The 11,928-nt window shown below is 63.9% G+C and carries 10 protein-coding genes; 3 read left to right on the forward strand and 7 right to left on the reverse strand.

Annotated features, from left to right (window positions below):
- Positions 1–4: 4 nt before the first annotated feature.
- The 5 genes from NKI47_RS28200 to NKI47_RS28220 all read right to left on the reverse strand — a co-directional run bounded on the left by NKI47_RS28200 (position 5) and on the right by NKI47_RS28220 (position 5,941).
- Complete coding sequence (locus NKI47_RS28200) at positions 5–889, reverse strand: F0F1 ATP synthase subunit gamma (protein ID WP_023678098.1); 885 nt, start codon at positions 887–889, stop codon at positions 5–7.
- Positions 890–917: 28 nt separating this feature from the next.
- Complete coding sequence (gene atpA, locus NKI47_RS28205) at positions 918–2,447, reverse strand: F0F1 ATP synthase subunit alpha (protein WP_023678099.1); 1,530 nt, start codon at positions 2,445–2,447, stop codon at positions 918–920.
- On the reverse strand, positions 2,447–3,007 hold the full coding sequence (locus NKI47_RS28210) for a F0F1 ATP synthase subunit delta (RefSeq protein WP_023678100.1): 561 nt from the start codon (positions 3,005–3,007) through the stop codon (positions 2,447–2,449). The genes atpA and NKI47_RS28210 overlap by 1 nt, the downstream gene beginning before the upstream one ends.
- Positions 3,008–3,253: 246 nt before the next feature.
- On the reverse strand, positions 3,254–3,649 hold the full coding sequence (locus NKI47_RS28215) for an AGROH133_08824 family phage infection protein (RefSeq protein WP_023678101.1): 396 nt from the start codon (positions 3,647–3,649) through the stop codon (positions 3,254–3,256).
- A 108-nt stretch (positions 3,650–3,757) separates the two neighbouring features.
- Positions 3,758–5,941 (reverse strand): primosomal protein N', encoded by a 2,184-nt coding sequence (locus tag NKI47_RS28220; RefSeq protein ID WP_023678102.1) that lies wholly within the window; start codon positions 5,939–5,941, stop codon positions 3,758–3,760.
- A 90-nt stretch (positions 5,942–6,031) separates the two neighbouring features.
- Between NKI47_RS28220 and fsa the strand changes: the two genes are divergently transcribed.
- Positions 6,032–6,685, forward strand: a complete 654-nt coding sequence (gene fsa / locus NKI47_RS28225; protein WP_023678103.1) for a fructose-6-phosphate aldolase — start codon at positions 6,032–6,034, stop codon at positions 6,683–6,685.
- 70 nt (positions 6,686–6,755) lie between these two features.
- On the opposite strand, the gene NKI47_RS28230 is transcribed toward fsa, so the two are convergent.
- Complete coding sequence (locus tag NKI47_RS28230; protein WP_352594366.1) at positions 6,756–7,337, reverse strand: LPS assembly lipoprotein LptE; 582 nt, start codon at positions 7,335–7,337, stop codon at positions 6,756–6,758.
- Positions 7,324–9,948, reverse strand: a complete 2,625-nt coding sequence (gene leuS, locus NKI47_RS28235) for a leucine--tRNA ligase (RefSeq protein ID WP_352594367.1) — start codon at positions 9,946–9,948, stop codon at positions 7,324–7,326. Before leuS ends, NKI47_RS28230 begins: the two co-directional genes overlap by 14 nt.
- A gap of 146 nt (positions 9,949–10,094) precedes the next feature.
- Here leuS and NKI47_RS28240 point away from each other — a divergent pair, with 146 nt between their 5' ends.
- Together NKI47_RS28240 and NKI47_RS28245 are read left to right on the forward strand one after the other, a co-directional pair.
- Positions 10,095–10,757 carry a YggS family pyridoxal phosphate-dependent enzyme gene (locus tag NKI47_RS28240; protein WP_352594368.1) on the forward strand — a complete coding sequence of 221 codons (663 nt, stop codon included), beginning with the start codon at positions 10,095–10,097 and terminating at the stop codon, positions 10,755–10,757.
- 109 nt (positions 10,758–10,866) lie between these two features.
- Positions 10,867–11,916, forward strand: a complete 1,050-nt coding sequence (locus NKI47_RS28245) for an aldo/keto reductase (RefSeq protein WP_352594369.1) — start codon at positions 10,867–10,869, stop codon at positions 11,914–11,916.
- Positions 11,917–11,928: the final 12 nt, after the last annotated feature.

Consider the following 11,928-nt stretch of genomic DNA (forward strand, 5'->3'; position numbering starts at 1 on the left):
GTGCCTAGAGCGCCTCGGCGCCCGAAATGATTTCGATCAATTCCTTGGTGATCTGCGCCTGCCGCTGGCGGTTGTAGGTGATCGACAATTTGTTGATCATGTCGCCGGCGTTGCGCGTCGCATTGTCCATGGCGCTCATCTTGGCGCCCATCTCGCCGGCAGCATTCTCGAGCAGCGCGCGAAAAACCTGCACGGAAATGTTGCGTGGGATGAGATCGGAGAGGATCTCGCCCGGCTCCGGCTCGTATTCGTAGACGGCGCTGCCGCCGTCCTTCACTTCCGCGCCAGCCGCAGGCGCGCCCGCCGGGACAATTTGCTGCGCCGTCGGGATCTGGCTGATCACCGACTTGAACTGCGAATAGAACAGCGTGCAGATGTCGAAGCCGCCTTCGTTGAACAGGTGGATCACCTTCTTGGCGATGGCATCGGCATTGACGAAGCCCAGCGTCTTGACCTCGCGCAGGTCGACACGCTCGATGATCAGCGCCCCGTAGTCGCGGCGCAATATGTCGAACCCCTTCTTGCCGACGCAGATGATCTTGACCTGCTTGCCGTCGGCCAGAAGCTTGCGGATGTGGTCGCGGGCAAAGCGGGCGATCTGCGAATTGAAACCGCCGCACAGACCGCGTTCGGCCGTGCAGACGACAAGCAGATGCACGTCGTCCTTGCCGGTGCCGGTCATCAGCGCCGGGGCATCGCCGCCGCCGCCGATCGCCTGGGTGATATTGGCCAGCACCGCGCCCATGCGCTCCGAATAGGGACGCGCCGCTTCCGCCGCTTCCTGCGCGCGACGCAGCTTCGCCGCGGCGACCATCTGCATCGCCTTGGTGATCTTCTGCGTCGCCTTGACCGAGGCGATACGGTTACGAAGGTCTTTTAACGAAGGCATGCTTCAAACCTGATCCCGTCCGTCCTGCTCAAGCAAAGGTCTTGGCGAAGGCGTCGATTTCTGCCTTCAGCCTGGCGCGCAGATCGTCGGACAGCGCCTTCTCCTTGCGGATGCCGTCGAGCACGTCCTTGCCGGCCGAGCGCATATGCGACAGCAGACCATGCTCGAACTTGCCGACCTGGTTGACCGCCAGCTTGTCGAGATAGCCGTTGACGCCGGCGAAGATCACCGCGACCTGCTCCTCGACTTTGAGCGGCGAGAATTGCGGCTGCTTCAACAGCTCGGTCAGACGCGAGCCGCGGTTGAGCAGGCGTTGCGTGGCGGCGTCGAGATCGGAGCCGAACTGCGCGAAAGCAGCCATTTCGCGGTACTGCGCGAGCTCGCCCTTGATCGACCCGGCAACCTGCTTCATCGCCTTGATCTGCGCCGAGGAGCCGACGCGCGACACCGAAAGGCCGACATTGACCGCCGGGCGCACGCCCTGGAAGAACAGATTGGTTTCCAGGAAGATCTGGCCGTCGGTGATCGAGATGACGTTGGTCGGGATATAGGCCGACACGTCGTTGGCCTGCGTTTCGATGATCGGCAGCGCCGTCAGCGACCCACCGCCGTTTTCGTCATTGAGCTTGGCGGCGCGCTCGAGCAGGCGCGAGTGCAGGTAGAAAACGTCGCCGGGATAGGCTTCGCGGCCCGGCGGACGGCGCAGCAGCAGCGACATCTGGCGATAGGCGACGGCCTGCTTCGACAGGTCGTCGTAGCTGATCAGCGCGTGCATGCCGTTGTCACGGAAATATTCGCCCATGGTGCAGGCGGTGAACGGCGCCAGGAACTGCATTGGCGCCGGATCGGAGGCGGTCGCGGCGACGATGATCGAATAGTCGAGCGCGCCGCGCTCTTCCAGGACCTTGACGAACTGCGCCACCGTCGAGCGCTTCTGGCCGACGGCGACATAGACGCAGTACAGCTTTTCCTTCTCAGGGCCGTTGTCGTGCACCGATTTCTGGTTGAGCATGGTGTCGAGGATGATCGCGGTCTTGCCGGTCTGGCGGTCGCCGATGACCAGTTCGCGCTGGCCGCGGCCGACCGGGATCAGCGCGTCGATGGCCTTGAGGCCGGTCGACATCGGCTCGTTCACCGATTTGCGCGGGATGATGCCGGGCGCTTTGACGTCGACGCGCTTGCGTTCGGTGGCCTGGATCGGGCCTTTGCCATCAATCGGGTTGCCGAGCGCGTCGACGACGCGGCCGAGCAGGCCCATGCCGACGGGCGCATCGACGATGGCGCCGGTGCGCTTGACGGTGTCGCCTTCCTTGATGTCGCGGTCGGCGCCGAAGATGACAACGCCGACATTGTCGGCTTCGAGGTTGAGCGCCATGCCGCGGATGCCGCCGGGGAACTCGACCATCTCGCCGGCCTGGACATTGTCGAGGCCGTAGACGCGGGCGATACCGTCACCGACGGACAGCACCTGGCCGACTTCGGAGACCTCGGCCTCCTTGCCGAAATTCTTGATCTGGTCTTTCAGAATTGCGGAAATTTCCGCGGCGCGGATGTCCATCAGCCGACCTCTTTCAGTGCAAGCTTGAGCGAATTGAGTTTGGTTTTGAGCGACGTATCGATCTGGCGCGAGCCGATCTTGACCACCAGTCCGCCGAGCAGCGACGGATCGACGGTGACCGTGATCGCCACATCCTTGCCGGCGACACTTTTCAGCGCTGCCTTCAGCTCGGTTTCCTGGGCAGGCGTCAGCGCATGCGCCGAGGTAACCTCGGCGGCGGTCTCGCCGCGGTGTTCGGCGGCGATCTGGCGGAACGCCTTGATCATGCCGGGCACGGCAAATAGCCGGCGATTCTGGGCAACGACGCGCAGGAAATTGCCGGTGAGGCCGGTGATCCCCGCTTTGTCGGCGATCGCGGCGATCGCCTTGGCCTGGTCCTCGCTGGAGAAGACAGGGCTCCTGATCAGCCGCGAAAGGTCAGCGCTGCCTTCGAGCATCGTTTCGAACCTATTGAGGTCGGCCTCGACGCTGGCGACCGAATTGGCCTGCAGCGCGAGTTCGAACAGCGAACCCGCATAGCGTTCTGCGACACCTGAGATTGGCGATGACGATTGGGCCACGGACCGTCTTTTCTCTTGTCTGACAGGCCGCAGATTGTTGGCGCGAGCAAAAACTCTGGCTAAATCTTTGACCTTACTGCATTTTTCCAAGCACGGAGGCGCGGCTTCCGCTATCCCCGGTCGAAAGTCGATTGCCGTCTAGCACAGGCATTTTCAGACCGCAATGCGTCGTCCGGCATGGTTTTCAGGCACTATTGTCGCATCCGCCGGCCGAGTTCAGCAACCAACCCCGGATTGATCCCTGATTCAGGGCAAAAAGCCGAAGGCGAAGGCCAGAGGCAGCGCCGCCAGCACCAGCTCGACGACGATGGATGCCCAGTTGAACGGCGTGTTGGCGCCGTCCGACATCATCGACAGCAGCCGGCCGAAGGCGGTGAACAGCCAGGAGAAGCCGAGCGCCATATAGAGCAGCGGCTGCGCCAGGAGGATGCAGCACAGGCTGAGGCCGAGATAGAAGCCCGACATCCGGCCGCGCCCCTCGGCGATCGCCGCTGCCTTCTCCGGTCTGACCTGCAGCCGCAGGATCCGGAAGGCCAATCCTGGCGCCAGGAACAGCAGCAGGCCGAACAGCAAGGTCACCACGGCGCTCGACCATGCCAGCCACTCGCCCTGGCTCATCGGCCACGGAAACGCAAATTCCATGTTGTCCCCTCGTAAATGGATATTCAAAATTTCGGGCATTCTAACGAAGCAAGAGACATACGCCAGATGGGCATCGGCAATTTACGGAAGCCTGTCCTCTGAGCCCCTTCACAAAAAGCTCTGCGGGTCGATGTCGACCTGGACTCGCACCGAGCCCCTTATCTTCGGTCCCTCGGCCAGCATGGTGCGAATGAACCCTTGCATGTCGGCGCGCCGTTCGCCCTGGATCAGCAGGCGAAAGCGATGGCGGCCGCCGATCAACGACAGCGGCGCCTCGGCCGGGCCGAGCACGAACAGGTCGCTGGCCTGCGGCGCGGCGCGACGCAGGCCACGGGCGTGCCCTTCGGCTTCGGCCCGTGTCGCCGCGCTGACGATGACGCCGGCGAGCCTGCCGAAGGGCGGCAGCCCCGCCCGCTCACGCTCGGCGATCTCGCGCTCGTAGAAGGCCTCGGCATCGCCTGAGACGATCGCGCGCATCACCGGGTGGTCGGGTTGGAAGGTCTGCAGCAGGCCGAGGCTTTTCTTGCCGGTGCGGCCGGCGCGGCCGGTCACCTGGCTGAGCAGTTGGAAGGTGCGCTCGGCGGCGCGCGGGTCGCCATTGGCAAGGCCGAGATCGGCATCGACCACACCGACCAGCGTCATGTTGGGGAAATTATGGCCCTTGGCGACGAGTTGTGTGCCGATGACGATGTCGGCCTCGCCATTGGCGATGGCTTCAAGCTCGAGCCGCAGCCGCCGCACGCCGCCCATCAGGTCGGACGACAAGACGATGGTGCGGGCATCGGGGAAATGCGCGACGACCTCCTCGGCGATGCGCTCGACGCCTGGCCCGCAGGCGACCAGATGATCGAGCGTGCCGCATTCCGGACAGGCTTCGGGCCGGCGTTCATTGTGCCCGCAGTGGTGGCAGACGAGCTGGCCGCGAAAGCGGTGCTCGACCAGCCAGGCCGAGCAGACCGGACAGCCGAAGCGGTGGCCGCAGACCCGGCAGAGCGTCAGCGGCGCATAGCCGCGCCGGTTGAGGAACAGCAGCGACTGTTCCTTTCTTTCCAGCGTCTGCCGTATATGGCCGAGCAGTACAGGCGACAGGAAGCCGCCGCGTGCCGGCGGCGCGCGGCGCATGTCGATCGTCTTGAGATCGGGAAGTGCCGCCTCGGCAAAGCGCGCCGAAAGCACCGCCCTGCTGTAGCGGCCCTGGCTGGCATTGACCCGGCTTTCGACCGACGGTGTCGCCGAGGCGAGCACGACCGGAAAGCCGCCGATATGGCTGCGCACCACGGCCATGTCGCGCGCGTTGTAAAAGACGCGATCCTCCTGCTTGTAGGCGGGATCGTGCTCTTCGTCGACGACGATCAGTCCAAGCTCCCTGAATGGCAGGAACAGCGCCGAGCGCGCGCCTGCGACGACCCGCACGCCGCCTTCCGCTACCTGCCGCCAGACCTTTTCGCGCATCCTTGGCGGCAGGTCCGAGTGCCACTCCGCCGGCTTGGCGCCGAACCGCTCCTGGAAGCGTTCGAGGAAGGCGTGGGTCAGCGCGATTTCCGGCAGCAGGATCAGCACCTGCTTGCCGCGATCGAGCGCGGCCGCGACCGCCTCGAAATAGACCTCCGTCTTGCCGGATCCGGTTACACCGTCGAGCAGGGTGACGCCGAATGTACCGGTCGCGACATTGGCGCGCAGCGTCTCGGCGGCATCGCTCTGGTCGGGCATCAGTGAAGGCACGGCGTAGCCGGGATCGGGTGCTGCGACCACCGGCCGCGGCGGGATCATCACCGTCTGGAATACGCCCTGCACCCGCAGCCCGTCCACCACCGTCGACGACACGCCTGCCGCATGCGCCAGGCCGGATCGCGTCCAGGCAAGTCCGCCTTCGGCCGTCTCCAGCACGCGCGTCCTCGCCTCCGTCATCCGGTCGGGCTTGGCGAACGTGCGCTGCAGCCCTTCGATCCACGGCTCCGGGTCGAACGCCTCCGGCGCCCTGAGCAGCATGCGCGCCACCATGCCGGGCGGCGACAGCGTGTACTGCGCCACCCAATCGACAAAACGCCGCATCGCGCGGTCGATCGGCGGGCAGTCGAAAACCTGCTCGATCGGCCGCAATTTCTTCGCGTCGACCTTTTCGACGGCGCCGTCCCAGACGATGCCGGCGACCTGGCGGGGCCCAAGCGGAACGCGCACGATCGAGCCCGGCACCACGCGCATGCCAGCCGGCACGGCATAGGTGTAGGGGCGCTCGGCGGGCATCGGCACCAGCACCGGTGCGGCCGCGACAAAGGGCGAATCTTCGATCATGAGGCGTGACCTTGCCCCGACTTTGGTCTAGATCAAAGTCCGACCCCAAATGTGCATGACGTGCACATGAAAAATCTTCAGGAGACCGCCATGAAATTTTTTGTCGACACCGCCGATGTCAAGGAAATCCGCGAGCTGAACGATTTGGGGCTGCTCGACGGCGTAACCACCAATCCGTCGCTGATCCTGAAATCCGGCGGCAAGATCGCCGACGTCACAAGAGAGATCTGCGAGATCGTCAAGGGCCCAGTCTCGGCCGAAGTCGTCGCCACCGAATACAAGGACATGATGGCGGAGGCCAAGATCCTGGCCAGGATCGCCGACAATGTCTGCATCAAGGTGCCGCTGACGCTCGACGGCCTGAGAGCCTGCAAGGACATCCGGTCGGACGGCCGCATGGTCAACGTCACGCTGTGCTTCTCGGCCACCCAGGCGCTGCTCGCCGCCAAGGCCGGCGCCTCCTTCATCTCGCCCTTCGTCGGCCGCATCGACGATAGCGGCTGGGACGGCATGGAGCTGATTGCCGATATCCGCACCATCTACGACAATTATGACTTCCAGACTGAAATCCTGACCGCTTCGGTGCGTACCGTGAACCATGTCAAGCAGGCGGCGCTGATCGGTGCCGATGTCATCACCGCGCCGCCGGCGACGCTCAAGGCGCTGGTCAAGCACCCGCTGACCGACAAGGGCCTGGAACTGTTCCTCGCCGACTGGGCAAAGACCGGGCAGAAGATCGGCTGAAGCGACTATCCTACGAACAAAAAAAGCCGAGCAATCGGCCTTTTTTGCAGATTGCGCACTCTGGAAAGACCTAGCTTGCCGCCGGCTTGCCGTGCTTGATCAGATCCTGGGCAATCGACAGCCGCAGCACATCTGCCAGCTCGCGCGCCGCACGGTTCTCGGCGTCGATCTGGGCCCGGTATGACGCGAATTCCTGGCGCGGCCTGTCGTATGACGACGGAATCGAGCGCTTGCCCCTCGCTATGACCGTGCCCGTCTTGGCATCGCTGAGCACATAGTTGGCAGTCAGCGTCACAGTGCCGGCGGTCGGCTCGTCTTCGTCGGTCGTGACCTGCTCGATTGCCGCCGATTCGACGAGTTCGGAGACGCCGAGATCAAGCGAATAGACCGGCGAAGCCGGCTCGCCGGCGCCCTGGCCGAGCGCGAAGATCAAATTGTTGCGGACCTGCTGGGCGTAGCGGGTCTTGACCGGCTTGACCGAGATCGATGCCAGTTCGGCAGCAGCGCCGACCTGCGAGCCGGCGATCAGCGGCGCGCTCGAATAGAGCGGCCGCACCGTGCAGGCGGAAACCAGCGCCACCGAGGCGAGCAGCCCGCAAAGCACAACGCGGCACAGCGTCAACTCTGTCTTTCGCGGATCAGGCAACGACATTGACGATCCTCTGCGGCACTATGATCACCTTGCGCGGCGCCTTACCTTCGAGCGCTTTCTGCACGAAGTCGAGAGCCAGAACCGCCTTTTCGACCGCACCTTGATCCGCGTCACGGGCAATTGTCAAATCGCCGCGTTTCTTGCCGTTGACCTGGACCGGCAGCACGATCTCGGCGTCGACGACAAGCGAGCGATCGTAACCCGGCCAGGGCCGTTCGGCGACAAGGTCGGTGCCGCCGAGCGTCTGCCAGCACTCCTCGGCCAGATGCGGCATGACCGGCGCGATCAGGTGCACCAGGATCTCGACGGCCTCACGGCAGGCCGCTTGCAGCGCCGGACCGGCCCTGCCCTCTGCCGCCTCGTTGAGCGGTACGGTCAAGGCATTGGCGAGCTCGTAGATGCGGGCGATGGCGCGGTTGAAGGCGAGCTTTTCGATATCCTCGCCGACCGACTTCAAGATCTTGTGCGCGGCCTTGGACACTGTCCCGGCCTCGCCGTCCTTCGCCGCCTCTGGCCGGACTCCGGCGAGCGATTCGGCAGCCGTCGACACCAGGCGCCAGATGCGCTGGATGAAGCGATGCGCGCCGGCCGCACCCTCGTCGGTCCATTCGACATCGCGCTCGGGCGGCGAGTCCGACAGCATGAACCAGCGCGCCGTATCGGCGCCGTAGCCGTCGGTGATCTCTTCCGGACTCACCGTATTCTTCTTCGACTTCGACATTTTTTCGAGCGGACCGATCACCGCCTCTTCGCCGGTGGCGATTTCGAAGGCGCGGCGCTTGCCGTCGGCGTCTTCCAGCCTGACCTCGCTAGGCGCAAGCCAGCGGCCGTTCGAGGCGCCGCCAACCCGATAGGTCTCGTGCACCACCATGCCTTGCGTGAACAGGCCCCTGAACGGCTCGGCGAGATCGACATGGCCGGTCTCGCGCATGGCGCGGGTGAAAAAGCGCGAATAGAGCAAATGCAGGATCGCATGCTCAATGCCGCCAATATACTGGTCGACCGGCAGCCATTCAGTCGCGGCCTTGGGATCGGTCGGATCGTTTGCCCACGGCGCGGTGAAGCGAGCGAAATACCAAGAAGAATCGACAAATGTGTCCATCGTGTCGGTTTCGCGCCGCGCATCCTTGCCGCAACGCGGGCATTTGACGTGCCGCCATGTCGGATGGCGATCGAGCGGATTGCCCGGCCGGTCGAACTCGATGTCGTCCGGCAGCTTGACCGGCAGGTCGGCCTTCGGCACCGGCACCACGCCGCAATCCTCGCAATGGATCATCGGGATCGGGCAGCCCCAATAGCGCTGGCGCGAAATGCCCCAGTCGCGCAGGCGGAAATTCACCTTGCGCTCGGCCATCGGCCGGTTGCCGATGGTCCTTTGTTCCAGCAGCTTCGCCACCTCGTCGAATGCCTGATCCGGCTTCATGCCGTCGAGGAAGCGCGAATTGATCATCGCGCCATCATCGACATAAGCCTCGTCGATGACCTGGAAGCTTCCTTGATTCTCGCCTTCCGGCATCACCACCGGAATGACCGGAAGGCCGTATCTGTTGGCGAAGTCGAGGTCGCGCTGGTCATGTGCCGGGCAGCCGAAGATGGCGCCGGTGCCATAGTCCATCAGCACGAAATTGGCGACGTAGACGGGCAGCGTCCACCTCTCGTCGAACGGATGGACAACGCGAATGCCGGTATCGAAACCCTTCTTCTCGGCCGTCTCCAATGCCGCCGCCGAAGTGCCCATATGGCGGACTTCGTCGATGAACTTTGCCAGCGCCGGATTGTCCTCGGCGGCCTTTTTGGCCAGCGGATGGTCGGCCGCAATCGCCATGAAGGACGCGCCGAAGATGGTGTCGGGCCTGGTCGTATAGACTTCGAGCTCATGCTCGCCGGCGACTGGCTTGGCCAGCGGCCAGCGGATCAGCAGCCCTTCCGAACGGCCGATCCAGTTCGCCTGCATCAGCTTCACTTTTTCCGGCCAGTCGTCGAGTTGGTCGAGCGAATCCAGCAGATCCTGCGCGTAATCGGTGATCTTGAAGAACCACTGCGTCAGCTCGCGCTGTTCCACCAGCGCGCCTGAGCGCCAGCCGCGTCCGTCGATGACCTGCTCGTTGGCAAGCACCGTCATGTCCTCCGGATCCCAGTTGACCTTGGAGGATTTGCGCGTCACCAGCCCCTTCTCGACGAAATCGAGGAACAGCATCTGCTGGCGGTGATAGTAGTCGACGTCGCAGGTGGCGAACTCGCGGGCCCAATCGAGCGACAGGCCCATGACCTTGAGCTGCTCGCGCATGGCGGCGATGTTCTGATAGGTCCAGTCCTTGGGATGGACCTTGTTCTGCATCGCCGCGTTTTCGGCTGGCATGCCAAAGGCGTCCCAGCCCATCGGGTGCAGCACGTTGAAGCCCTTGGCCCGCTTGTAGCGCGCCACCACGTCGCCCATCGTATAGTTGCGGGTATGGCCGATATGGATGCGCCCCGACGGATACGGGAACATCTCCAGCACGTAGTATTTCGGGCGCGGGTCGTCATTGTCGGCTTCGAACAGCTTCTTGGCGTCCCAGGCCTTCTGCCATTTGGGCTCTGACGCGCGCGGATTGTATCGTTCGGTTGCCATCGGGTGTTTTTCACTTAAAAGCATGCACGAGCCGCCGGACAATGCCCGGGCGGCTCAGGAAATGTCGTCGCGGTGTTCACCATGGATTGCCGGACCCGTCAACTGCGGCGATCCGGCGAAAAGCCAAACACAGGCAGGATATAGGCATGGCGAGCGCCGTCGAACAGCTTTTCACGGTCAAGGCAAGGATCGCTGCCGCCGAGCGCGAGGCAGGCCGTAAGGCCGGAGCGGTGACGCTGGTCGCAGTCTCAAAAACCTTCGACGCCGCCGATATCCGCCCGATTATCGAGGCCGGCCAGCGCGTCTTCGGCGAAAACCGCGTCCAGGAAGCACAAGCCAAATGGCCGGTGCTGAAGGAGGCATTTTCCGACATCGAGCTGCATCTGATCGGTCCGCTGCAATCGAACAAGGCCAAGGAAGCGGTGGCATTGTTCGACGTCATCGAAACCGTCGACCGTGAAAAGATCGCCGCAGAGCTGGCCAAGGAGATCGCCAGGCAAGGCCGGTCACCAAGGCTCTATGTCCAGGTCAACACCGGCTCCGAGTCGCAAAAGGCCGGCATCGAGCCGCGCGAGGCTGTCGCCTTCGTGGCCCGCTGCCGCTCGGTTCACGCCCTCGCCATCGAAGGGCTGATGTGCATTCCGCCGGCCGACGAGAACCCCGGTCCGCATTTCGCGCTGCTGGAAAAGCTTGGGCTTGAGGCCGGCGTCGACAAGCTCTCCATGGGCATGTCCGGCGACTACGAAACCGCGATCGCCTTCGGCGCGACCAGTGTCAGGGTTGGATCGGCGATTTTCGGCGCCAGATGAGGCACAGCCGGCCTTAGGCCACAGGCTGACACTGACTAAGCCAGCGTATAGAAACGGAACGTTTCGTTCCTATATGAGTCGAGTTATTCTCAACCCGTCTGGAGCCACCATGCGTTACAATCAACTTGGAAATACGGGGATGTTCGTCTCCGAACTTTGCCTCGGCACGATGACGTTCGGCGCGGCCGGCGAGAATGCCCAATGGGGCCTGATCGCCAGCCTCGACCAGAAGGGCGTCGACGAGATCGTTGCCCGCTCGCTCGCTGCCGGCGTCAATTTCTTCGACACGGCGGATGTCTATTCCTTCGGCGCCTCGGAACGGCTTCTCGGCCAGTCGCTCAGGAATCTTGGCGTCAACCGACAGGACGTGATCATCGCCACCAAGGTCCATGGCGCCATGGGCGGGGGCCCGAACCAGCGTGGTTCCTCGCGCGGCCACATCATGGATTCGGTCGAAGGCAGTCTCGAGCGGCTGCAGCTCGATCACATCGATCTCTACCAGCTGCACGGCACCGACACGGTGACGCCGATCGACGAGACACTGCGGGCGCTCGACGACCTGGTTGCCGCCGGCAAGGTCCGCTATGTCGGCGTCTCGAACTGGCAGGCTTGGCGCATCGCCAAGGCGCTGGGTATTGCCGAGCGCAAAGGCTTTGCCCGCTTCGAGACCGTGCAGTCGTACTACTCGATCGCCGGCCGCGATCTCGAGCGCGAAATCGTGCCGCTGCTCAACGAGGAGAAGCTCGGGCTGATGGTCTGGTCGCCGATGGCTGGCGGCCTGCTCTCCGGCAAATACGGACCGGGCGCCCCCGGCAATGGCGAGGGCCGCCGCGCCAGCTTCAATTTCCCGCCGGTCAATGAGGACCGTGCCTGGGCAGCGGTCGCCGTCATGCGCGAGATCGCCGTCAAGCACGGTGTCAGCGTCGCCACGGTGGCGCTCGGCTATGTCCTGGCCAAGCCATTCGTGATGAGCGTCATCATCGGCGCCAGCCGCATGGAGCAGCTGGAACAGAACCTTGCAGCCACCGAGTTGCAGCTCGATGCCGATGATCTTGTTCGCCTCGACGAAGTCAGTGCCCTGCCCGCCGAATACCCCGGCTGGATGGTGGAACGTCAAGCTGCCGGCCGGCGTCCGGCGCCCGTTGTGCCGAAAACGTAACTCAAACTCACC

The organism is Mesorhizobium sp. M0633 (assembly GCF_040320645.1).
Taxonomy (GTDB): Bacteria; Pseudomonadota; Alphaproteobacteria; order Rhizobiales; family Rhizobiaceae; genus Mesorhizobium.

Bases quoted from the DNA above. Each gene is read 5' to 3' on its own strand.
- fsa (WP_023678103.1), top strand. From the start codon at position 6,032: ATGAAATTTTTTGTCGACACCGCCGATGTCAAGGAAATCCGCGAGCTG.
- NKI47_RS28200 (WP_023678098.1), bottom strand. From the start codon at position 889: ATGCCTTCGTTAAAAGACCTTCGTAACCGTATCGCCTCGGTCAAGGCG.
- NKI47_RS28240 (WP_352594368.1), top strand. From the start codon at position 10,095: ATGGCGAGCGCCGTCGAACAGCTTTTCACGGTCAAGGCAAGGATCGCT.
- NKI47_RS28230 (WP_352594366.1), bottom strand. From the start codon at position 7,337: ATGTCGTTGCCTGATCCGCGAAAGACAGAGTTGACGCTGTGCCGCGTT.
- NKI47_RS28245 (WP_352594369.1), top strand. From the start codon at position 10,867: ATGCGTTACAATCAACTTGGAAATACGGGGATGTTCGTCTCCGAACTT.
- NKI47_RS28215 (WP_023678101.1), bottom strand. From the start codon at position 3,649: ATGGAATTTGCGTTTCCGTGGCCGATGAGCCAGGGCGAGTGGCTGGCA.
- NKI47_RS28220 (WP_023678102.1), bottom strand. From the start codon at position 5,941: ATGATCGAAGATTCGCCCTTTGTCGCGGCCGCACCGGTGCTGGTGCCG.
- atpA (WP_023678099.1), bottom strand. From the start codon at position 2,447: ATGGACATCCGCGCCGCGGAAATTTCCGCAATTCTGAAAGACCAGATC.
- leuS (WP_352594367.1), bottom strand. From the start codon at position 9,948: ATGGCAACCGAACGATACAATCCGCGCGCGTCAGAGCCCAAATGGCAG.